The 22,643-nt window shown below is 68.7% G+C and carries 22 protein-coding genes; 5 read left to right on the forward strand and 17 right to left on the reverse strand.

Annotated features, from left to right (window positions below; genetic code table 11):
- Positions 1-7 precede the first annotated feature (7 nt).
- Positions 8-934: a LysR family transcriptional regulator gene (locus HF576_RS06825; RefSeq protein ID WP_168911948.1), complete on the forward strand. Its 927-nt coding sequence runs from the start codon at positions 8-10 to the stop codon at positions 932-934.
- 12 nt (positions 935-946) lie between these two features.
- Here HF576_RS06825 and HF576_RS06830 read toward each other — a convergent pair whose 3' ends face one another.
- From HF576_RS06830 to HF576_RS06865, 8 genes are all read right to left on the reverse strand, one after another.
- Entirely contained in the window at positions 947-1,867 is a 921-nt protein-coding gene (locus HF576_RS06830) for a TIM barrel protein (protein WP_168911949.1), read from the reverse strand.
- A 17-nt stretch (positions 1,868-1,884) separates the two neighbouring features.
- On the reverse strand, positions 1,885-2,667 hold the full coding sequence (locus HF576_RS06835; protein WP_168911950.1) for an SDR family NAD(P)-dependent oxidoreductase: 783 nt from the start codon (positions 2,665-2,667) through the stop codon (positions 1,885-1,887).
- An 89-nt stretch (positions 2,668-2,756) separates the two neighbouring features.
- Positions 2,757-3,746: a substrate-binding domain-containing protein gene (locus HF576_RS06840; protein WP_168911951.1), complete on the reverse strand. Its 990-nt coding sequence runs from the start codon at positions 3,744-3,746 to the stop codon at positions 2,757-2,759.
- Between the two features lie 94 nt (positions 3,747-3,840).
- Entirely contained in the window at positions 3,841-4,833 is a 993-nt protein-coding gene (locus tag HF576_RS06845; RefSeq protein WP_168911952.1) for an ABC transporter permease, read from the reverse strand.
- Position 4,834: 1 nt separating this feature from the next.
- The gene (locus tag HF576_RS06850) at positions 4,835-6,391 is read right to left on the reverse strand and encodes a sugar ABC transporter ATP-binding protein (protein ID WP_168911953.1); all 1,557 of its coding nucleotides are present in this window, start codon (positions 6,389-6,391) and stop codon (positions 4,835-4,837) included.
- Complete coding sequence (locus HF576_RS06855) at positions 6,388-7,458, reverse strand: zinc-dependent alcohol dehydrogenase (protein WP_168911954.1); 1,071 nt, start codon at positions 7,456-7,458, stop codon at positions 6,388-6,390. Before HF576_RS06855 ends, HF576_RS06850 begins: the two co-directional genes overlap by 4 nt.
- A gap of 25 nt (positions 7,459-7,483) precedes the next feature.
- Positions 7,484-8,449: a transketolase family protein gene (locus tag HF576_RS06860; RefSeq protein WP_168911955.1), complete on the reverse strand. Its 966-nt coding sequence runs from the start codon at positions 8,447-8,449 to the stop codon at positions 7,484-7,486.
- The gene (locus HF576_RS06865) at positions 8,449-9,324 is read right to left on the reverse strand and encodes a thiamine pyrophosphate-dependent enzyme (protein ID WP_205834764.1); all 876 of its coding nucleotides are present in this window, start codon (positions 9,322-9,324) and stop codon (positions 8,449-8,451) included. The genes HF576_RS06860 and HF576_RS06865 overlap by 1 nt, the downstream gene beginning before the upstream one ends.
- Before the next feature lie 207 nt (positions 9,325-9,531).
- Here HF576_RS06865 and HF576_RS06870 point away from each other — a divergent pair, with 207 nt between their 5' ends.
- Together HF576_RS06870 and HF576_RS06875 are read left to right on the forward strand one after the other, a co-directional pair.
- The gene (locus tag HF576_RS06870; RefSeq protein ID WP_168911957.1) at positions 9,532-11,022 is read left to right on the forward strand and encodes an aldehyde dehydrogenase family protein; all 1,491 of its coding nucleotides are present in this window, start codon (positions 9,532-9,534) and stop codon (positions 11,020-11,022) included.
- Between the two features lie 91 nt (positions 11,023-11,113).
- A complete protein-coding gene (locus tag HF576_RS06875) occupies positions 11,114-11,659 on the forward strand; it encodes a MarR family winged helix-turn-helix transcriptional regulator (protein WP_168911958.1) in 546 nt (181 codons plus the stop codon).
- A 59-nt stretch (positions 11,660-11,718) separates the two neighbouring features.
- On the opposite strand, the gene HF576_RS06880 is transcribed toward HF576_RS06875, so the two are convergent.
- The 9 genes from HF576_RS06880 to HF576_RS06920 all read right to left on the reverse strand — a co-directional run bounded on the left by HF576_RS06880 (position 11,719) and on the right by HF576_RS06920 (position 20,591).
- On the reverse strand, positions 11,719-12,561 hold the full coding sequence (locus tag HF576_RS06880; protein WP_168911959.1) for an SDR family NAD(P)-dependent oxidoreductase: 843 nt from the start codon (positions 12,559-12,561) through the stop codon (positions 11,719-11,721).
- Between the two features lie 87 nt (positions 12,562-12,648).
- Positions 12,649-13,686: a hypothetical protein gene (locus HF576_RS06885; RefSeq protein WP_205834766.1), complete on the reverse strand. Its 1,038-nt coding sequence runs from the start codon at positions 13,684-13,686 to the stop codon at positions 12,649-12,651.
- Entirely contained in the window at positions 13,683-14,237 is a 555-nt protein-coding gene (locus HF576_RS06890) for a UGSC family (seleno)protein (protein ID WP_168911960.1), read from the reverse strand. The genes HF576_RS06885 and HF576_RS06890 overlap by 4 nt, the downstream gene beginning before the upstream one ends.
- Positions 14,238-14,350: 113 nt before the next feature.
- The gene (locus HF576_RS06895) at positions 14,351-15,172 is read right to left on the reverse strand and encodes an IclR family transcriptional regulator (protein ID WP_168911961.1); all 822 of its coding nucleotides are present in this window, start codon (positions 15,170-15,172) and stop codon (positions 14,351-14,353) included.
- 174 nt (positions 15,173-15,346) lie between these two features.
- Positions 15,347-16,936: an ABC transporter substrate-binding protein gene (locus HF576_RS06900; RefSeq protein WP_168911962.1), complete on the reverse strand. Its 1,590-nt coding sequence runs from the start codon at positions 16,934-16,936 to the stop codon at positions 15,347-15,349.
- A gap of 56 nt (positions 16,937-16,992) precedes the next feature.
- Positions 16,993-17,769, reverse strand: a complete 777-nt coding sequence (locus HF576_RS06905) for an ABC transporter ATP-binding protein (RefSeq protein WP_168911963.1) — start codon at positions 17,767-17,769, stop codon at positions 16,993-16,995.
- Complete coding sequence (locus HF576_RS06910; RefSeq protein WP_168911964.1) at positions 17,759-18,655, reverse strand: ABC transporter ATP-binding protein; 897 nt, start codon at positions 18,653-18,655, stop codon at positions 17,759-17,761. Before HF576_RS06910 ends, HF576_RS06905 begins: the two co-directional genes overlap by 11 nt.
- Positions 18,652-19,611: an ABC transporter permease gene (locus HF576_RS06915; RefSeq protein WP_168911965.1), complete on the reverse strand. Its 960-nt coding sequence runs from the start codon at positions 19,609-19,611 to the stop codon at positions 18,652-18,654. Before HF576_RS06915 ends, HF576_RS06910 begins: the two co-directional genes overlap by 4 nt.
- The gene (locus HF576_RS06920; RefSeq protein WP_168911966.1) at positions 19,608-20,591 is read right to left on the reverse strand and encodes an ABC transporter permease subunit; all 984 of its coding nucleotides are present in this window, start codon (positions 20,589-20,591) and stop codon (positions 19,608-19,610) included. The genes HF576_RS06915 and HF576_RS06920 overlap by 4 nt, the downstream gene beginning before the upstream one ends.
- 284 nt (positions 20,592-20,875) lie before the next feature.
- Here HF576_RS06920 and HF576_RS06925 point away from each other — a divergent pair, with 284 nt between their 5' ends.
- Together HF576_RS06925 and purU are read left to right on the forward strand one after the other, a co-directional pair.
- Positions 20,876-21,730 (forward strand): methylenetetrahydrofolate reductase, encoded by an 855-nt coding sequence (locus HF576_RS06925; protein WP_168912082.1) that lies wholly within the window; start codon positions 20,876-20,878, stop codon positions 21,728-21,730.
- Between the two features lie 16 nt (positions 21,731-21,746).
- Entirely contained in the window at positions 21,747-22,622 is an 876-nt protein-coding gene (purU, locus tag HF576_RS06930; RefSeq protein ID WP_168911967.1) for a formyltetrahydrofolate deformylase, read from the forward strand.
- Positions 22,623-22,643 lie beyond the last annotated feature (21 nt).

Here is a 22,643-nt window from a genome sequence, read left to right on the forward strand (position 1 = left end):
TCCGCCGATGGACCTGAACCTGCTGCGAGTCTTCGTCGCCGTCTACGAGACCGGGACCGCGACAGCAGCGGCGCAGCGGCTGTTCGTGACGCAGTCGGCGGTGAGTCAATCGCTGGCGCGAATGCGGCGCGAGCTCGGCGACCCACTGTTCCGCCGCGAAGGCCGCGTGCTGCGCGCCACTCCGGCCGCTCAGAGCCTCTATCCGGAGCTCCACGCCGCGCTCGCCCGTATCGAGACTGCGATCGCCGGAGTGGCGGAGTTCGACCCCGGTACGTCGACGCATCGGTTCCGGCTGGCCCTCTCCGAGCTGGGCGAGGTCGGCTTCCTGCCCGCCATCCTCGAAGCGCTCGCCCGCACCGGCCCGGGCATCACGCTCGAAGTGGTGCCGCTGGACGTGCGGGCGCTGCCGGAGTGGCTCTCTCGCGGAAAGGTGGATCTCGCGATCGCCTCGACGCCGCCACCCGGCGAGTTCGTCGGCGAGATCCTCAAATCCGAGCGCTATGTGCTGCTCATGTCGGACTCGCACCCGCTCGCCCGTCACACGCGCGTCCCGCGTGCGGCGTTCCTGAGCGCTCAGCACCTGGCCACGTCGGGCGACTCCGCGGCGCCGGGCATCAGCACCGCGCTCGACCGCGTCGGGCTGCGGTACTCGCCGAGCCTGGTGGTCGGCCACTTCTCGACCATCCCGGGCCTGCTGCACACCGGCCCCTGGGTCGCGGTCGTCCCGTCGAGCCTCGCCGAGAACTGGGTCCAGACATGGCCTCTCGTCGCCCGCCGGCTTCCCGTCGAGCTGGATCCGATCGAGGTGCGGCTGTACGCCCGCGCCACCAGTCACGAGAGCCCGGCCCTGAGCTGGTTCCAGCGGACCGTCGTCGCGGCCGTGAAGTCGGCACCGCGCCAGTTCTGGTCCCCGCCGGCCGCGAGCGCGCCCTGATTCCGGGCCCGCTCAGGCGGCGCCGCTGCGCGCCAGGCGCTGCGCGCGACGACCGGCGGTGCTCTCGGCCCAGCCGCGCCTGATCACGCGGATCGCCTCAGATGCGAGTTCCAGACCGTCGTCGAACGGATCCCGCCAGATGGCGAGTATGTCGGCCGCAGGTTGGCCCACGAGCCCGCGGGAGAAGGCTTCGACGCCCCAGCGCCCCGTGTAGCCGTCGTCGATCGCGGTCTGCACCACCGCCGGGATATCCACAGCACCCGAGCCGAGGTGTCCGCGGCCCGATTGCCCGAGTTCGAGATACCCGAGCTTGGGCAGAGCGGCGCGGATCGCCGCCGACATGTCGGCCTCCTCCACGGCCATGTGGAAGGTGTCCAGGTGGATGCGCAGATTCTCCGAGCCGCTCAACACCACGAAGTCCAGTGCCTGCGCCGCCGTGTTGAGAGCGGACGTCTCGTATCGGTTGAGCACCTCGAAGGTCATCGTGATGCCTCGCGCGGCGGCCTCGTCGGCGACCACGCCGACCTCGCGCGCGGCGCGCTCCACTGCGGCGAAGGGGGTCGGCCCACCCGGTGGGCCGAACAGCCCGTACGGCACCCCGTTGAGCTGGTCGGCACCGATCGCCGCGGCGAACTCCACCGCCGCGCGCAGAGCGTCCGCTCCCGCCCGGCGCTCCGTCGAGTCCTCTGACGAGACGTCCGCGCCGGGCTGCTGACCGGTCATCGCGATGGGGACGATGTCCGCCTCGTCGAAGACGCGCCTCAGGCCGGCGGCATCCGCCTCCTGCGGATTCATGGGCGGCAACACAGCGCGCCGATAGCCAGCCCCACGCAACTCGCCCAGAAGCGGCGCGAGGGCGACGGGTGACGCGTCGGCCAGGGCGATGCTGACGTGGAACGCCACGTCGAGGTCCAGGTCGAGATCGAGGTTCACGCGCTCATCCCCCGCCATCAGAAGACCGGGAGATCCAGGCGCTGCTTGAACACCGAATACCCGTCGTCGACACTCACGACCGTGCCGTTGATCGCGTTCGCCTCATCGGAGGCGAGGAACGCGACGACATCCGCGATCTCTTCGGGCCTCGTGAGCTTGTTGCGCAGCTGCTCGGCCGCGAAGGTGGCCTTCAGCTCCTCGCTGAACTGGTTGATGATCGGCGTACCGACTCGTCCCGGCGTGATCGCGACGGCGCGCACGCCGTACTCGGCAAGCTCGTACGCCGCCGATCGGGTGAAGGAGATCACCGCGGCCTTCGCCGCGCTGTACGTGAACGACAGCTCCGCGGCTTGCTCGCCGTAGATCGAAGACGTGCTGATGATGACGCCGCCGGTTCCCTGCTGCTTGAACTGCCGGCCGGCCGCGAGGATGCCGTAATACACCCCGTCCTGATCGACGCGGATGATCGGCTCGTAGTCCACCGCGGGGTCGTGCTCGAGCAGTGGCCTGCCCCCTGCGATGCCGGCGTTGTTGAAGATCACGTCCAACGACCCGAAGATCTCGACGGTGCGAGCAACAGCGGCTTCGACCTCCGCGTACACCGAGACGTTCACCCCCACCGCCGCGACGGAGCCCTCGTGCCCCTCACCCGCGATCTCGGCCGCGGCCGCCTCTGCCTGCTCGAGGTTGATGTCGGCGATCATCACCTTCGCGCCTTCGCGGACGAATTTGCGTACCGTCGCGAGCCCGATTCCGCTCGCGCCGCCGGTGATGAGCGCGACTTTGCCTTGCAGACGCATGGTGTTCCTCCTTGTAGTGGGTGAGTGTCTGGTGCTGGTCGGGACGGCCTTCGTGGGAAGCACCTCTCCCACGAAGGCCGTCTCGCGGATCAGCCCAACTTGTCGGACGGCGTGATCTCGGCGGCGTTGTCTTTCGTGACGAGCGTCGCGTCGACGGCGACGAAGTTCTCGTCCGGCAGCGTCCCGTCCGCCTCGTACGCCTGCACCAGCTCCACGAGCTGGTCGAGGATGCTCGGCCACGGCTGCTCGATCGTGGCGAGCATGTTGCCGTCGGCCTCGATCGCGGCGATCGACTCGCTCAACGCGTCGACGCCCGTCACCTTCGCGGACGACCCGCCTTCGGCGAGGCCCTGCGCGGCGCCGAGCGCGGCGTCGTCCCACCCGGCCCACACGGCGTCGAGACCATCGGGGTTGGCTGACAGATAGTCCGACACGAAGTTCAGCGCCTCGGTGCGACCCGTCGCCGGGCTCGTGACCTGCTGCGGTTCACCGCCCACGACCGTGGCGCCCGCCTCTTCGAGAGCCTCGACGGCCAGCCCTGCCCGCATCCGGATGCCGGCGTGCGGGTCGTGGCCGATGACCATGACCGTCTTGCCGTCCAGCCCGCCCACCGACTCGTCGAGCGCCTCGACCGTCTGGTCGACGATCTGCTGCTGGTCGGTCGTGATGTTGACGGCGAACGCGTCGCTCGGCTCCGTGCCGGCATCGATTGAGAAGATCGGGATGCCGGCATCCTGAGCGGCCGTGACGATCGAGCCGATCGAAGACACGTCGGTGTATCCGTCGAGGATGACGTCGGCGCCCTGGCCGATCGCACTCTCGACCGCGGGGTTCATCTTCTGGAAGTCGAAGTCACCCTGGATCATCGTCAGATCCCAGCCGAGTTCGTCGGCCTTCTCCTGCACCGCCTTGACCCACCAGGCACCGACCGGCGTCTGGTTGCCAGAGGTGAAGGCGATGACCTTGAGGGCTTCGTCGCCGTCGCCGGTCCCTCCGCCCGAGTCCCCGCCCGAGCATCCGGTCAGGGCGATTGCCGCCGCCGCGGCGAGGGCCGCCGCAACCTTGAATCTGGTACGCACGTGACTACTCCTTTGTGTCGTTTGTGTGATCGCGGTACTGGGTGTGTGCGACCGTACGGATGCCTCTCCGCATGGTCGGCGTGGGAGGGATCCGCTATCTCTCCCGCGTCTTGAGGGACGACAGCGTGACGGCGGCGATGATGATGAGTCCGGTCACCACCTGCTGCACGTAGGCGTTGACGCCGAGGATGTTCAGGCCGTTGCTCATGACGCCGATGATCGCGACGCCGATCATCGTTCCGCCGAGGTTGGCCGCTCCGGATCGGATGACGGTCATGCCGAGGAAGACGGCGGCGACCGAGAACATCATGTTGTCGCCGCCCTGCTCGGCGCTGGCGCTGCCGAGGCGCGCTGCGAGCAGGATGCCGCCGATCGCCGACACGAAGCCGGCGAGCGTGAACGCCAGCAGCCTCGCGAAACGCACGTTCACGCCCGACAGCCGAGCGACCTCGACGTTCCCGCCGATCGCGTGCCAGCGACGACCGACCGTGGTGAAGCGCAGCATGGCCCAGATGACGAGCGAGATGGCGATCGCGAAGTACACCGGCATCGGGATGGTCAGCAGGCGCCCCTGTCCGAGCTGCGTGAACTCGGGCGGCATCCCGAACAGCGTCGTGCCTGCCGTCACCAGGTACGCCAACCCGATCACCGAGGTCATCGTGGCGAGCGTCGCGACGAATGCCGACAGGTTGAGGTATGCGATCAGCACCCCGTTCACCAGCCCCACGGCGAGCCCGACGGCCAGACCGGCGAGGATCGCGACGCCCACCGAGTGCTCGTCGAGCATGAGCGCCGCCGCGACCGATCCGGCGAGGCTCGATGTCGCCCCGACCGAGAGGTCGAAATCGCCCACGACCATGACGATGGTCTGCGCCCCGGCGATGATCGCGAGGATCGAGACCTGGTACAGGATGTTCCGCACATTCACGAACGACAGGAACGAATCCGGCCGCATCAGGAAGAAGAACAGCACGAGCAGGATGAGTGCGACGACGGTGCCGCCGCTGAGCAGCACCCGCCCGGCGGTCCTCGACGACTGCTGGACGACGACCGCGGCGGTCCTCGTGGATTCCTTCTCAACGGTCATGTCACTCTGCCTGCTCATGTTCGTGGGACCTTCCATACGCGTAAGAGAGGAGGAGCTCTTCGTCGGCACCGTCGGCCGGCACCTCGCCGGCGATCGAGCCCTCGTGCATGATGAGGATCCGATCGCTCATGCCGATGAGCTCCGGCAGCTCCGAACTGACGGCGATCACGGCAGTGCCGCTGTCGGCGAGCTCACGGATCAGGCGGTAGATCTCCGCCTTGGTCCCGACGTCGATGCCGCGCGTCGGCTCGTCCATCAGCAGGACCTTCGGCCGTCGCGCGAGCATCTTCGCCAGCACCACCTTCTGCTGGTTGCCGCCCGACAGCTCCCCCACCGGCTGTCTTGCACTGCGGGCCTTGATCTGCAGATCGGCCATGCCGTGCTTCGCGATCTGAGCGATCCGGCTGCCCGAGACCCAGCCCGCACGGCTGATCGTGGCGATGTTGGCGAGGGCGACATTGTCCTGGATCGAGGCCCCGAGCATCACGCCCTGGCTGCGACGCTCTTCGGGCACGAGCGCGACGCCGGCATCGAGCACCCGCCCGACCGGCGAGCGACGACGCAGCGGCGCGCCGTCGACGGTCACGGTGCCCGAGCGGTAGTGCTGCGCTCCCGCGAGCAGGCGCAGCAGCTCGCTGCGACCGGAGCCCGCGAGTCCGCCGATGCCCAGCACCTCGCCCGCGTGCGCGGTGAACGAGACGTCTTTGACGCGGCGGCCCTCGAGGTGCTCGGCGGTCAGCACGACGTCGGTGGTCGCCGTGCCCCGCTCGGGGTAGAGCGATCCGGCCGACCTGCCCACCATCGTCGAGATGACCTCGTCGATCGTCGTGTCGGCGACATCCTTCGTCACGATCGTCTCGCCGTTGCGCATGATCGTGAGGCGGTCGCACAGCTCGAAGACCTCCTCGAGGCGATGCGACACGTAGACGATCGCAACCCCCTCGTTCCGCAGCGAGCGCAGGACGGCGAACACTTCGCGGATCTCGGTGTCGGTGAGCGATGCGGTCGGCTCGTCGAGGATGAGCACACGGGCATCCGTCGCCAGCGCACGCGCCACCGCGACCATCGTCTGCTGTACGGGCGACAGGTCGCCGGCGAGCTTGCGCAGCGAGATCCGCTGGTTGAGCCGTTCGAGCTGCTCCTTGGCGCGACGGCGAAGCGCGCGGCCGTCCACGATCCCCGCACGCCCCGGAAGCTGCTCGCCGAGCAGCACGTTCTCGGCGACCGAGATCGTCGGGACGATCGAGAGCTCCTGGTACAGCGCCACGATGCCGGCGTGGTGCGCCGCCCGCACGTTGGCGAAGCCGACGGCGTGGCCTTCACGGCGGATCTCGCCCGAGTCCGGCGCGTACAGGCCGGTGACGATCTTGATGAGTGTGGACTTGCCGGCACCGTTCTCGCCGAGGAGCGCGTGGATCTCGCCCGGGGCGACCGAGAGCCGCACGCCCTTGAGCGCGTGGACGCCGTCGAAGCTCTTGACGATGTCGACCGCCTCGAGGGCCGGCGCCGTGCTGGAGACGGATGCCGCCACCTCCGGGCGCCCTTCGGCGAGCGTCATGACGCCACCCCTTCGTCCACGATGTCGTTGCACCGGATGAGGACTTTCGGATGCCGGCCGCTCACGTGCGCGTCGAAGGCAGCGGGCGCGTCCTCCAGGTCGAAGACGGCAGCGGTCAGCTCGTCGAGCTCGAGGCGCGGCAGGATCTGCAGCGCGCGGGGGAAGGCGTACGGCGACACGAAGACGCCGGTGAGCGTGAGCTCCTTGAGGTACAGGTAGTCCGACAGGTTCAGCGGCAGTTCGAAGCGCTCCGGGTACATGGCCCCGTAGACGACGGTCGCTCCCTTGGCAGCGATGTCGAGCAGACCGGAGACCGCGCGCGTGGAGCCCGACGCGTCGATCACGACGTCGTAGCCACCACCCTCGGTGATCTCGGCGGCCCGGGCGCGCTGGTCTTCCGCGACCGGGTCGATGACGTGCTCGGCACCGTGGCGCGCGGCCATCTCGCGACGGGCGGCGATCGGCTCGATCATCGTGAGCGCTGTCGCTCCGTGCATCCGCATCACCTGCAGTGCGAGCTGGCCGATGGGTCCGCCGCCGCAGATGGCGACCCGGTCGCCCACGCGCACGTTCGTCTTGTCGGCGATGCGCACCGCCACAGAGGTCGGCTCGAGCAGGCAGCCGTGCAGCAGCGACACGCCGCCGGGCAGCCGGTAGACCTGCGACTCATGCCACGTGACCGTCTCGGCCATGCCGGGCCGGTTGTACTCCTGGATGTTCTCGCAGAACTGCTGCTTGCCCGCCTGGCACGGGCGGCACGTGCCGCAGAAGCGGAGGAAGTTGCCTGCGACCCGGTCCCCGACCTTCAGCCCGTTGCGGGTCGCGCGTTCACCGCGCGCCTCGATGACTCCCGACAGCTCGTGGCCGAGTCCGATGGGCACGTCGGTGCCGAAGTATCCCTCAGCCAGATGCGGATCCGAGCCGCAGATCGCGGAGTACGCGACCCGGATTCGGACATCCTCGGGGCCCAGCGGCGGTTCGGGAAGATCCACGACTCCGATCCGGCCGCGGGTTGCCTCGTCCGGGTCGCGCAGGCTGCCGATCCTCGTGACGGCGACGGTTCTCATGTCGACCTCCGGTCCTTGCGGGAGCTCATGCCCGGGCGGCGATCGCGCGACGAGCTGCCGCGATCGTCGCTTCGAGCCCGTAGCCGTGCTTGTCTCGCAGCTGCTCGTCCTCGCCGAAGCCGGCGTAGACCTGCGGGATGCCGAGCCTTTCGAAGGCCTTGAGGCGGATGCCTCGATCGGCGACCACGTCCGCGATGCGCGTCGCCAGCCCGCCGTAGGCGAGGTGGTCTTCGAGCACCACGAACCGGCCGTCGGTCTCTTCGGCGCAGCGGACGATGAGGTCGTCGTCGATCGGCTTGAGGGTGAACATGTCGACGACCCGCACCGCCCGTCCGTCCTCCGCGAGGACGTCGGCCGCGTCCAGCGCCTGGGCGACCGTCGTGCCATGCGTGAAGATGGTCATGTCCTCACCGGCGCGCGCGACGATGCCCTTGCCGATGCGTACATCGTGCTCACCGGGCTCATAGAGCACTTTGTCCTTCTTACCCACGGCCAGGCGGATGTAGATCGGCCCCGGCATGGTCATCGACTGCCGGATGATCTCGCCCACCATCAGCGGGTCGCCGATCGACGTCACCGTCATATTGGTGAGCGCGCACATGAGAGCGAGGTCTTCGACCGCGTAGTGGGTCGATCCGCCGTTGCCGACGAGTCCGCCGTGCGTGCCGATGATCTTGACCGGCAGGTTGGGGTAGCAGACATCGGTGCGCACCTGCTCGAGCGCGCGCATGCTCAGGAACGGCAGCATCCCCGACACCACGGGGATGTTCCCGTCGTAGGCGAGGCCCGCGGCGATGCCGACGCACACCTGTTCGGCGAGCCCCACATCCAGGAAGCGGTCGGGGAACCGGTCGCGGAACTCGACGAGCGTCGCACCGATGTCGGGCGTGAGCACCCACAGGTTCTCGTGCTCCTCGCCGAGCTCGGCGAGCGTCGTGCCGATGACGGATCGGGCCGAGAGCATCTCTCCGAACGTGAATGTGACGGGCATCAGACGGTCTCCTTCTGACGGGATGCCTCGAGCGCCACCATCGCGCGCTCGAGGTCTGCAGCACCCAGCGAACCGGCATGCCACGCGAGGTTGTGCTCCATGAAGTCGACGCCCTTGCCCTTGACGGTGTCGCAGATGACGACGGTGGGACGGTCGCTGTCCGTGTCAGGGAGGGCATCGATCGCTGCGACGAGCTGCGACATGTCGTGGCCGTCGATCTCGACGACGTTCCAGCCGAATGCTCGCCACTTGTCGGGGTAGGGCTCGAAGACGACCCGCTCCTCGGCGAAGCTCGTCATCAGTTGCCGATTGCGGTCGATGAAGGCGACGAGGTTGCCGAGTCGGTTGCTGCGGGCGGCCATCGCCGCCTCCCAGACCGAGCCCTCGCCGGTCTCACCGTCGCCGAGCAGGCACACGATGCGGTGGTCGTCGCCGCGGTGGCGAGCGCTCAGCGCCATGCCGACCGCAAGGGGCAGCCCGTGGCCCAGCGAGCCGGTCGAGCACTCGACGCCGGGCAGCTGCACCTTGCACGGGTGCATGCCGTAGGCGCTGTCGAGCTGGCCGTATGTCTCGACGATGCCTTCGTAGGAGAAGAACCCGCGGATGGCCATCGCGATGTACATGCACACCGCGGCGTGGCCCTTGCTGAGCACGAATCGATCGCGCTCAGGATTGGCGATGTCGTCGGGGTCCACGCGCAGTCCGTAGCCGAACAGAGCCGTGAAGATGTCGGCGGCCGACAGGTCACCGCCGATGTGGACGGCTCCTTCGTAGGTGCCGCACAGGTGCAGGAGCTTCGCGCGCAACTCGAACGCGAGTTCCTCCAGCTCCTCGACGCTGTGCCGCTCGCCGGTGTGCAGGGTCTGCGTACTCACCGCATGCCTCCTCATTGAATGACACGGATGCCTCGTCCGATGCTTCCGCGCGTCGGATTCGACCAGTTCCCCTCCGCCGGAGCGGAAGGCTGCGAGTGAACGTAGCACGGCCTGCTTTACATGTAAACAGGAATGCACGTAAACTTGTTGACAAGTGATGCGCAAGGGGTGCGCGCACGGACTCGGCTCACAGAGAGGTGCAGAACGATGTCGAATATCGCGACAGAAGTGCGAACGGGCTTGTTCATCGGCGGGGAGGAGCGGTTCACGACAGACGTGCTCCGCGTGGCCGATCCGGGCAAGAAGGGCGTGATCGTCGGAGAGGCCGCCGCCGCGTCGGCGGAGGACGTCGCCGATGCGGTCGCCGCAGCCAAGGCGGCTTATCCGGCCTGGTCGGCGCTCACACCACAACAGCGCGCAGCGCACATGAGCCAGGCCATCGCAGAGATCGCCGCCGACCGGGACGAGGATGCCGCGATCCTCTCGCAGGAGAACGGCAAGGTGCGCATGGAGGCGTGGGTCGACGCTCTCGTGTTCGAACTGCGATGGAACCTCGCCCTGATGCTCGCCGACGAGGTCGACGACTCGAAGACGCTGCCTGTGGTGCCGGGCGCGATCCCGGTGTCGACCGAGGTCTCGTACCAGTCCCTCGGGGTCGTCACGATCATCGTGCCGTTCAACTGGCCGATCGCGATCCTGGCGGCATCCCTCCCCCACGCTCTTCTGGCGGGCAACACCGTCATCGTCAAGGCTCCGCCTTCGGCACCGCTCGCCACCGCCCGGCTGACGCAGCGGGTGGCCGAGAAGCTTCCTGCGGGCGTGCTGAACGTCATCGCCGGTGAAGATCAGCACATGGCCGGCCTGATCCAGAACCCCGATGTGGCGAAGGTGTGCTTCACCGGGTCGGTGAACGGCGGCAAGCGGATGATGGAGATGGCGTCCAAGACGCTCACCCGCGTGACTCTCGAGCTCGGAGGCAATGACGCCGCGGTCATCCTCGAGGACGCGATCCTCGACGACGCTCACCTGGACCGGCTGTTCGCCGCCATCTACGACACCACGGGCCAGATCTGCATGAACGCCAAGCGGCTGTACGTCCATCGTTCGCGGCTCGACGAAGTCGTCGCCGGGCTGTCGGCGCGGCTGGAGCGGACGGTGCTCGGCTATGGCCTCGATGAGGGCACCACGATGGGTCCGCTGCATTCACCCGTCCAGAAGGCCTTCGTGCAGGATCTCATCAACGAGGCGAAGGCTGCCGGAGCCGATGTCCGCGAGTTCGGCGAGCTCCCGGGCGGAGATCTCGCGGAGGGGAACTTCGTGCGACCGGCAATCGTCATCGACCCCGCCCCGCAGTTGCGTGTCGTCACTCAGGAACAGTTCGGGCCGGTCATCCCGATCCTCCCGTTCGACACCGAGGATGAAGCCGTCAGTGCCTCCAACGACACGTGGGCAGGGCTGGGCGGCTCGGTGTGGACGGCTTCGCCGGCAGCGGCGCAGCGGGTCGGCTCGCAGCTGGTGTGCGGCTACGTCTGGATCAACGACCACGGCGCGACGCGGTGCGACTTGCGCGCCCCCTTCGGCGGCATGAAGCAGTCGGGCATCGGGCGAGAGCAGGGAATCGAGGGCATCCGGTCGTTCCAGGACACCCGCTCCATCGCGACCATCGATCCCGAGGCGCTCGCCGCCATGGCCCACTGACCCCCGTTCGCACGCAGACAGGCAGGATCCGGCCGAGGCGCTCGGCCGGATCCTGCCATGTCTGAGACACTCGTCACACGAAGGAGACGCCATGGCCACCGATGACATGCCGGTCGCGGCCCGAGCCGACGAAGACCTCGTCACGGAACCGCTCGGAGACACCATCGACCCCGAGAACTTCACGCCCCGGCTGCTGGCGCTCCTGTCGAATGCCCTGGTGTGGAGGGAATCCCACGAACTGCGTCGGCAGTTCCGTCTCGGAACCAACGACTGGCGGGTGATCTCGGCGCTCGCGATCCGGCCGGGGGCCTCGGCCACCGAGGTCTCGGAGTTCATCGGGGTGAACAAGGCCGTGGTCTCCAAGAGCGTCTACACGCTCACGGCCCGGGCACTCATCACGCTCGTCGACGGTCCGCGTGGCTCACGCCCGATGTACCTCACACGCTCCGGCGCGCGAATGCACGATGCGATGCTGCCCATCTCGATGAGCGGCCAGGACATCATCCTCGACGAGCTGACACCGGAGCAGATCGTTCAGCTCAACGCGCTCCTGCGCCGCATGATCGACCGCGTGCGCGAGGCACAGGATCCGGCCGAAGCCGCAGACGCGCACCCGTTCGCCGAGCACACCCGCTGAGCCCTCGCACGAGAGGGTGGCACCGGCTCGGCGCGCAACGCAGCTGCTCGGCGCGGGGGCTACTTCGCGCCGGCCTGGCCGAAGTTGCGCATCGCCATGCCGCCGCCGTCGACCGAGAGGATCTGGCCCGACACCCAGCGCGCCTGGTCGGTCGAGAGGAAGAGGGCGGCGGACGCGATGTCCCAGTTGTTGCCCTCGACGCCCATCGCGACGTTCTGCCGTCGGATCTCGCGCTGCTCCTGTGTCATGCCCTTGGCCGCGAAGGCACCCCAGATCATGCCGACGCGCACGCAGTTGACCCGGATGCCACGCGGCGCGAGCGTCGTGGCCGCTCCGGTGGTCAGCTTCTCGAGCGCGGTCTTGGCGATGCTGTACGGCAGCCCGGGCCCGCGGCCCTCGGCCGCACCGGACGAGATCAGCACCGCCGCGCCACCCGAGGTCATGTGCTTCTGCGCGTGACGCAGCAGGTACCACGCCGACTTCAGGTTGACCTCCATGGCGAGATCCCACGCGTCGACCGACGTCTCGAAGATGCCCTCGACGCCCCCGCCGCCGATCGAGTCGGCGACCACGTCGATGCGCCCGAAGCGCTCGATGACGGCTGCGACCGTGCGCGCGACATCCTCGTCGTCGATCATGTTCACCACGAAGACCTCGGCCTCTCCGCCGGCCTCGCGGATGCCGTCGACGGTGCGCTGCGCGGCGGCCTCATCACGGTCGAGCACCGCGACCGCGGCCCCGTTGCGGTGGTACAGCCACGCCATCGCGAACCCGACGCCGCCCTCGGGCCCGCTCAGTCCGCCGCCGGCCACGACCGCGACCTTGCCGCTCAGCCAGGGCGGCCCGGCGGTCGCCAGCGCGTCGGTGACGGGGAACTCCCACGTGGTCGGGTCAGTGCTCATCGAATGGACTCCTTCGTGCTCGGCTCCACTCTGGCCGACGGGACGAGGCATCCGTCCCCCCGATTTCGCCCCGCGGAAGCCGGCGGTTCAGCGCGGCGTGAAGGCGCGGCCGGACCACTCGCCGAACACGCGGAACACCATCGACATGGCGGCGTTCGGTGATCCCGCGACGATGATCGGCAGGTCGACCGGCCGCGAGTCGGCGAACACGGGATGGAAATGATCGGGTTCGAAGGGCCCTTCGGGCAGGCGGCTGAGGCCCTTGCCCACAGCGGCGAGCTCGCGTTCGGTCTTGCCGCAGTTCGCCACGAGCCAGTCGCGCACATCCTGCTTCGACATCCCCGCCTCGGCGAAGATGCGGGCATGATCGGGATTCATCACGATCCCGACCGAAGAATGCCGGAAGATCCACGAGCCGGAGCGCTGGATGGTGTCGGCGAAGTCGCGCAGCACCTCGACCGGGTCGGTGAAGTGCCGGTTGTCGACGAACTCGCATGTTCGCACGAGCATCACGCTCACCGCGCTCTCGCCCGCCGCAAGACCGCCGTCCACCGAGAACGGCTCCCACGGGCTGTTCTCCTCGTCTTCGGCGATGCCCATCGTCCAGCGACCGGGAAGACCCTGCGTCGCCTGTTCGAACCCATGGGGACGGATGCCGAACCCGTTGCGCACCGTCAGTCCGATCGCGCGCGGGATCGTGGCGTTGGCGCGGAAGCCCGGGCCGAGCACGCCGGCGGTCGCATTGAACCCGAGCTCGGACCGGACGGGCCCGTTGACGACGACCAGCGGCGCCGGTCCGCTCGTGCTCTGCCAGCCGCCTCCGCGCGCGGCGCGGTCGGCCGAGAGCGCATCCCATGCCGCGAGGACCACCGGCAGGTGCTCCGGCAGGCATCCCGCCATGACGGCGTGCACGGCGACGTCGCGCACGGTCGCCGCGCGATCGAGCCCGGCGTGCCGTGCGACGACCTCATCCGGGTCACGGTCCGTCTGCGCGAGGAAGCGGTCGATGGATGCCTCGGTCGCAGGCAGGATCGGCAGGCCGTCCGACCAGTCGCGGCCGTAGAGGTATTCGGCGACGGCCTCGGCGACCTCGGGGTCGAGCAGCCCCGGTGCCGGTGCGGTCACGCGACGGCCTTGTGCCGCAGGGTGACGCGCTGCACCGCCGCGTCGAGGAGCTCCCCGGCGCGAACGTCGATCTCGGGTCGCGAGAGGTTGGCGACCGGGTGCGCGGTGAGCACGAAGGGGTAGTCCGGGTCGCCCTTGATGTCGGCCATCGCGCGGGACGTGGCCTCGAATGCGTCGGTGCAGATGACGGCGGTCGGCACGCCGGCGGCCTCGAGCGCGATCCCGTCGGCCACGGCCGCCGCGCTGCAGGATCCGCAGTCCCCCACCCCGATCACGACGACGTCGCAGTGGGCGCGCAGGTCGTCGAGGAGCTCGTCCGACAGGGGCAGCGCGAACTGCTTCTTCGTGCGGCGCACCAGCGAGGCGGCACCGTGCTGCTCGACGAAGCCCTGGCCGAGCGCGTCGAGGATGACGGCGGCGTTGCGCTTGGTGTTCTCGAGCAGCCCGACCCGCAGCCCGTCCAGCCCCGAGGGGCGGGGCGCGCGCTGCGCACGGCCGGCGCGAGGGCTCGGCGCGCTGCTGATGGTGGGATCGATGATCGTCATGGTCATCGCGACCTCCTGCGTCTCGTGGTGGCACCACTCTGCGATGCCGTCCCGCCTGCGGTCGCCCCCTGCTTCCGCGCGACGGAAGCCCGCGTCGAGCTGCGCGACGGAAGCCCGGGTCAGGCCTGCGCGACGTGGCGCCGATGGAACTCCTGCGCTCCGGGAGACAGGGGCGCCGGGCGGTCGAGCAGCGCGTGGGATGCCCGCGCGGCGGCGCCCCGCACCAGTCCGGCATAGTCCTCGGGCTGGTGCCGTCCGAGAAGGCACACGAGCCCGACCGCGGCGCACACCTCGCCGTCGGGGCCGAAGACCGGCGCGGCCACGGACCCGGCCCGGGTCGTGAGCAGGCCGCGCGTGATGGCGTACCGCTGCCGGCGGATATCGTCGAGCACGGCGCGCAGGCGGTCGGGCTCGACGATCGTCTGCGGCGTGTAGCGGCACAGCGGCCGGCTGAGGTACTCGTCGATGACCTCGTCGGGCGCGAAGGCGAGGAGCGTCAGTCCCGTGCCGCCGACGTGCATGGGCAGCCGTCCGCCGATGCGGTTCTCTCCGGTGTAGTTGGCATGCGGGCGCAGCGCCTCGAGGTAGATCAGCTCGCTGCCGTCACGCACCGCGAGGTGGACGGTCATGTTGGTGCGCCGATGCAGGTCGGTCAGGAACGGCAGCGTCTTCTCGCGCAGGCGCAGTCCCTCGGTCGAGGACGACGCGAGCTCGAGGATCTTCGGGCCGAGCCGGTATCTCCCGCGCTCGTCGACCTCGAGCCCCTCCCACGCGAGCACTTCGTGCACCAACCGGTGCGTCGTCGACAGCGACAGCCCCGCCTGCCGGCTGATCTCCGACAGCGTCAGCCGTCCGTCGCCCTTCGCGAAGGCTCCGAGCAGCGCCAGCACGCGGCCCGCCGCTGTCAGCTTGTGCTCGCCGTCCACCGTCTGCATCGACATCCCGACTCCTCCCGCCGCTCGCACGGGTCCGCGGCGCGCAGCCCCGCGTCACCGTGCCCCGAGGTTAGAACGGCGCGCCGGGCCGGATCCACGACTCTTTCGCTGACCGGAAGGACGGATGCCGGCCGCACGGTGCACGGAGGCACCCCACGGCCGGCATCCGGATTCGGTTTCCTACTTGAGGGTCATCGTGGTCCACGGCACCGTGTTGGTGGTCGACACGGCGTCGAGCTGGCCCTCCCAGCGCTTGCTGCTCACGGTCGGGAACGACCCGTAGTACCAGCTGAGGGGCGCGTAGAACATCAGCTCGCTCGCCCGCTGCTGCAGGTCCTTCAGGTGCTCGCCGCGCTGTGCGCGGTCGGTCGTGCCCAGCGCACCGTCGGCGGCCGCCTGGATCTGCTCGTCGCAGATCTGCGACGGGTTGGATGCCGCGGCCCGGTTCGGATTGCACGCGTACCAGCGCACGATTCCGGTGCTGGGGTCGGCACCCACCGTCGAGCGCAGGAACGACAGATCGAACTCGCTGGTGGTGTACACCTTCTCGGTGAAGACGCTCGCCGACGTGCCGACGAGGTTCAGGCCGATGCCCACCTCTTCGAGCTGCGACTTGGCCATCTCGGCGGTCGCCGCGACCTCCGACAGCTCGGAGATGTACCGCACGTCGAGTGTGAAGCGCAGTCCGTCGCTGCCGCGCGGGAACCCGGCCTCGTCGAGGGCCTCGTTGATCGCGTCGATGTCGCGCGGGAAGTCCCGCTCGAAGTCGACATCGGTGTTGAGCGCCCACTCCAGCGACGGCGGGAAGAAGCCCGTCGTCGGCTCGCCGAGTCCCGAGAGCGCCACGTCTGTGATGGCCTCGCGATCGAGTGCCGCGAACACCGCGGCCCGCACCGTCGGGTCGGTCAGCTCGGGGCTGAGCCCGTTCATCATCACGGTGATCGCCTGCGCGAAGAACCCTTCGGTCATCAGCTCGAGGTCGGGGTCCTGCTCCACGCGCTTCTGCTGCGACGGGTCGAGCTCGGCGCGGTCGACCTCGCCGGCGAAGAGCGCGGACGCGCGGCTGTTCGGGTCGGTCATCACCGGATAGACGGCTCGGTCGACCTGCACCTCGCCCTCCCAGTAGTCGGGATTCTTCACCAGCACGACCTGCTGACCCGACTCGTACGAGTCGAACACCATGGGCCCGGTGCCGATCGGCTCCATGTTGGCCTCGTTGGTGACGTAGTCGGTGCCTTCGTAGATGTGCTTCGGGATCATGAACTGCTGCGCCAGCGTCTCGAGCACCGGCCCGAACACCTCGGTGAAGCGCACGACGGCGGTGGTCTCGTCGACGACCTCGACCCCCGCGATGCGGGAGGCGAGCGCGGCGCCGAACGTCTGCAGCTCTACGATCTCCTCGAGGTTGAACTTGACGTCCTCGGCGGTGAACGGCTCGCCGTCGTGCCACGTGACGCCGTCGCGCAGCTGCAGCGTCAGCTCGAGGCCGTCATCCGAGAGCTCCCACTCCTCGGCCAGACCGGGACTGAGCTCGCCGGCGTCGTCGATGCGGATGAGGGTGTCGAAGATCTGCGCGCTGAACATCGACGCGGCCGCGCCGCTGACCAGCTGGGCGTTGAGGCCCATCGGATCGTCGCCGATCGCCTGCACATAGACCTTCTCCTCGCCGGCGGCGTCGGCGTTGCCGCCGGTGCATCCCGCCATGACCAGTGCCGCCGCGGCGAGCGCCCCGACGATCCCGATCGTCCTCCTTGCGTTCCTGTTCTTCACGGTCGTCCGCCTCTCTGCGTCTGTCGTTGTTCGGGTGGGATGCCGCGCGACCGGGTTCAGGTGAGAACCGGTGCGGCGGCGAGCAGCTCACGGGTGTACGGATGCTGCGGCGCGGCGAAGATCGCCGCTTTGGTGTTGTGCTCGACGATCTCGCCGGCCTTCATGACGTAGACCTCGTCGGCGACCTTGCGCACGACGGGGAGGTCGTGGGTGATGAAGATGTAGCCGACGCCGAGCCGGTCCTGCAGGTCGCGCATCACCTTGAGCACACCGGCCTTCACCGAGGCGTCCAGGGCTGATACCGCCTCGTCGGCGACAATGATGCGGGGGTTGAGCGCGATGGCCCGCGCGATGAGCACCCGCTGGCGCTGACCGCCCGAGAGCTCGTGCGGATAGCGGTCGAGGAATCGTCCAGGGGGCGTCATGCCGACCTGCTCGAGCACCTCGGCGACGCGGTCGCGCACCGCGGTGCGTCCCCGTGCCATGCCGTGCAGACGGATGACCTCGCCCACCGTCTCGTCGACCCGCTTGCGCGGATTGAGCGAGCCGGCCGGATCCTGCAGCACCGCCTGCACCTGCCGCCGATAGGCGAACGCCTCCCGCCGATCCATGCCGGCGACGGGCGCGCCGTCGAGCTCGACCGTCCCGCTGGTCGGCGCGAGCAGGTTCAGCAGCAGCCGGCCCAGTGTGCTCTTCCCGCTCCCGCTCTCGCCCACGATGGCGATGAACCTGCCCGGCTCGACGCGGAGCGTGGCATCCTTCACCGCCACTGTCTCGCCGCCACCACGGCGGGCGCGGAAGACCTTCGAGACGTTCTTGGCCTCAAGAAGCATGGGCCACCTCCGCGGTGAGCTCGCGCCGCAGCGCGGGTGGGATGGAGTACAGCTCGACGCCGTCGTCCGTGAGACTGCGGACGCTGCGCAGGAGAGCCTGGGTGTACGGATGCCGGGGCTCGTGCAGCACCTCGGACGTGGGGCCGTCCTCGACGACGCAGCCGTCGTACATCACGTAGATGCGGTCGGTCATGCCGGCCACCACGGCGAGGTCGTGCGAGATGAGCACGAGCGAAGCACCGGCTCCCGACACAGCCTGATCGAGCGTGTCGAGCACGCGCTTCTGCACCGTGGCATCCAGGGCCGTAGTGGGCTCGTCCGCGATGATCAGGTCGGGTCGCTTGGCCAGCGCGATCGCGATGAGCACGCGCTGGCGCATGCCGCCGCTGAGCTCGTGCGGGAACCGGGCGGCGACGTCCTCGACGCGGTCCAGTCCGGCCGAGGTGAGGAGCCCGTGCACGTCGCCCGCGATGTCGGCCCGCTCGTCGTCGTCGCGAACCCGCACGGCCTCGGCGACCTGGCGGCCGATCTTCATCGTCGGGTTCAGGAACGTGAGCGGATCCTGGAACACCATGCCCACGGTGCGCCGGCGCACCTCGTCCCATGCGCTGCGGGGAGCCCCGACCATCTCGCTGCCGCGCACGCGGATCGAGCCGCTCACCTTCACGCGGGGCGAGGTGGGCAGCAGGCCCGCGATCGCACGCCCGGTCACCGACTTGCCGGAGCCGGACTCGCCCACGATGCCGACCCGCTCGCCGTCGCGGACGACCAGGTCCACCCGGGTCACCGCCTCGACCTCGCTGCGCGGCCCCGTCGGCAGCCGGACGTGGAGCCCGGTCACCTCGAGCAGCGCTCGCTGCGGGGGCGTGGGGACTGTCGCACTCATTTGACTCTCCCCGCTGTCGGGTTGAAGGAATCGTTCATGCCGTCGCCGAGCATGTTGACCGCCAGCACGGTCAAGAAGATGAGGGCGCCGGGGAACACCGCCAGCCACCAGGCCGATTGCATGTAGGACTGCGCGGAGTTCAGCAAAGCGCCCCAGCTCGGGCGATTGGTGTCGCCGATGCCGAGGTAGGCCAGCCCCGACTCGATGAGGATCGCGCGACCGACCGTCATGCTCGTGGCCACCAGCACGGGCGGCATCGCGTTGGGGATGACGTCCGACCAGATGATCCGCGCGCCGCTGAATCCGGCGGCCTTGGCCGACTCGACGTATCCGAGCTGCGAGATGCGCATGGCCTCGGCGCGCACGATGCGTCCGACACCGGGCCACATCGTGATGGCCAGGATCGACACGATGATGAGCATGTTCGAGCCCAGCAGCGCGGCAGCCACCAGCGCGAGCACCAGCCCCGGCAGCACCTGGAAGAACTCGGCGATCTTGACCAGACCGGTGTCGATGGCCCCGCCGTAGTAGCCCGCGAGCCCGCCGACCAGCAGCCCGAACGTCATGCAGAGGAAGGCGACGCTGAAGCCCACCAGCAGAGATACCTGGCCGCCGTAGACGACCCGCGCGAGATAGTCGCGGCCCAGCTGATCCGTGCCCAGCGGATATTCCAGGCTCGGCGGCGCCAGCACCGGGTGCGCCGTCGAGACCGGGTCGCCGACGAAGAACGGCCCGACGAACGACACGAGTGCGATGACCACGAGCAGCGGGCCGAAGAAGAGCGTGGAGGGCTTTCGGAAGAAGACCCGCCAGGGCGACGCCTGGCTGCGCCGGCCCGCGATGGCGACGGGCTCGGTCGCGGGGATGTCGATGCGCACCTCGAGGTCGGGCAGTTCGACGCTGTCGGCCCGCACGCGGTCGGTGCTGTCGCGGTCGATGCTGTTCTGCGTCGTCATGCGGGCGCTCCTGCCTTGCGGGTGAACCTCGCCCGCAGGCGTGGATCCACGAGTCCGTACACGATGTCGGTGAGGAAGTTGACGATGATGATGGTCACGGTCAGCACGATCGCCACGCCCAGCACGACCATGTTGTTCTGCGAGTTGATGGCGTCGACGAACAGCAGGCCCATGCCCGGCCAGCCGAAGACGCTCTCGACGAGCGTCGAGCCGGCGAAGATGAAGCCGAGGCTGTAGCCGGCGACGGTGACCATCGGCAGGAGCGCGTTGGGCAGGGCGTGTCCCCACAGCACCCGACGGGGATTCAGGCCCTTCGAGCGCGCGGTGTCGATGAAGTCCTGTCCGAGCGACTCGATCATCGACGAGCGCATGATCCGCGTCTTGTACGCGAGCTCGCTCGTGGCCATCGTGATCACCGGCAGCACCAGGTACGGCAGTGCGATGCCGGATTCTCCGTAGGGCGCCTTCCCCTGTGTCGGGAACCATCCCAGCCACAGCGAGAACACCATGATGAGGAGCATCCCGAACCAGAAGCTCGGCACCGAGAAGAGCCCGACGGCGATGCCCGAGATGCCGGCATCGAGCCAGCGGCGGCGCGTGCGCGCCGCGATCGAACCCAGGATGATGCCGCCGACGGTCGACAGGATGAATGCCGGCACCGCGAGCGCGAGCGTGTTGCCGGCGCGGCTGAGGATGAGATCCAGCACGGGTTCGTTGTTGGTGCCGAACGAGTACCCGAGATTGCCGGTGAGCACGTTCGCGATGTACGCGAAGTAGCGCTGCCACGCGGGCAGATCCAGTCCGTAGGCCGCCGTGATCTGCGCGCGGAACTCGGGCGAGATCGGCACGTCGCCCACGAGGGACTGCACCGGGTCGCCGGGCGCGAGCTCGAGCAGGAAGAACAGCACGGTGATCACGACGAGGAAGAGGATGACCGACGACAGCAGCAGCCGGCCGAGGTGAAGGAGGTAGGACTTCACGGGCGTTCTCCGCTCTCGACATCGTCGTCACGGTGACCTCTGCTGCGAGATCACCGCCGCGTTCCAGGTGGGATCCCGGCCCGCGTCGAGCAACCATCCCCACCCCGGACGCACCGCTCAACCCGCGCTTCCACGCTGTGGAAGCCGGGCGATCCTCCGGTTCTTTTGATCGGAATTCCCTCTTGTCATTACCTATGGCCATAGGTAATGTGCCTCTTGGAAGGGCAGAGCCGCACTCCCCCGTCAGCCGGAAGGATCCGCACGTGGCGCACATCGCACCCGCAATGAACAAGGCCGCAGCCGTCGATTTGGTCGAGGGCTTCTCGTTGGAGATGACGGGGAAGGATGTCCCTGGTCTGCAGGAGGCGGCGTCGGTGATCCCGCAGGGGACGAAGATCAATGTGACGTTCCTGGGCAACGAGGACCTCGAGATGCGGGTCGCGGCGTCCAAGGCTGTGAAGGATCTCGGGTTCATCCCGGTGCCGCACATCTCGGCGCGGCGGCTGGCGTCGCAGGGTCAGCTGGAGGAGTTCCTGGGCCGCCTGCAGGAGGTCGGTGCCAGCGAGCACGTGTTCGCCGTCGGCGGCGACCCGGCAGAGCCGGAAGGGCCCTACCCGGACTCACTGAGCGTGATCCAGACCGGGCTGCTGCAGAAGTACGGAGTGAAGGAGGTGTCCATCGCCGGGTACCCGGAGGGACACCCCGACATCCCCGGCGACGTGCTGTGGCGTCACCTCGACGAGAAGGCGCTGTCGCTGGCGCAGCAGGGTCTGGACTCGGTGATCCTCACCCAGTTCGCGTTCGACACCGACCCGGTGATGGCGTGGATCAAAGAGGTCCGCGCCCGTGGCATCGACACCCAGATCCGTATCGGCACTCCCGGCCCCGCCGGCATCAAGCGGCTGATCAACTTCGCCCGCCGGTTCGGTGTCGGCGCGAACGCGATGATCGTGAAGAAGTACGGGTTCTCCCTCACCAACCTGATGGGCACCGCCGGCCCCGACCGGTTCGTGTCCGACCTGTCCGAGCTGCTGGCCCAGGACCCGGCATCGGGTCCGGTGAAGCTGCACTTCTACACCTTCGGCGGGCTGCTCGCGACGTCCCAGTGGACCCGCGACTACATCGCCGCGCAGTCCTGAACGGCAGGCCACACCCATGTCGCCGCACACCGAAGCCCTCCGCGACCAGGCCTGCCTGATCGTCCACGGCCCCGACCAGCCCGGCCTGGTCGCCGCCGTCACCGCGCTGATCGCCCGCAACGCCGGCAACATCGTCACCCTCGACCAGTACTCCGACAACCCCGAGGGCGGCGCGTTCTTCCAACGCGTGGTGTTCCACCGCCCCGACCTTGCCGCCGCGATCCCCGAGATCGAAGCCGACCTGGACAAGACCCTCACCCCCTACGGCATGCAGTGGGCACTGACCGACCAGTCCATCCCGAAACGGATGGCCGTGCTCGCCTCCACCAGCGACCACTGCCTGCTGGAACTGCTGTGGCGCCACCGCCGCGGCGAACTGCCCGTGACCATCCCGATGGTCATCAGCAACCACACCAACACCGCCGAAGACGTCCGCTCCTTCGGGATCCCGTTCTTCCACGTCCACTCCCAAGGCCCCGACAAGACCGAAGCCGAAGCGAAGATCCTGGAACTGCTCAAAGGCAACGTCGACTTCGTCGTCCTCGCCCGCTACATGCAGATCATCTCCGAGGACTTCCTCGACCAGGTCGGCGTCCCGGTGATCAACATCCACCACTCCTTCCTGCCCGCCTTCATCGGCGCCGCGCCCTACCGCAAAGCCAAAGAACGCGGCGTGAAACTCATCGGCGCCACCAGCCACTACGTCACCAAAGACCTCGACGAAGGCCCCATCATCGAGCAGGACGTCGCCCGCGTGAACCACACCATGACCGCCGCCGACCTCCAAGCCCGCGGCGCCTACGTCGAACGCGCCGTCCTCTCCCGCGCCGTCCAATGGCACGCCGAAGACCGCGTCATCCAACACGGCAACCACACCATCGTCTTCAGCTGACCCGCACCAGACCGATTCACC

Origin of the sequence: Microbacterium salsuginis, assembly GCF_012524205.1 — a bacterium.
Lineage (GTDB): Bacteria > Actinomycetota > Actinomycetes > Actinomycetales > Microbacteriaceae > Microbacterium > Microbacterium salsuginis.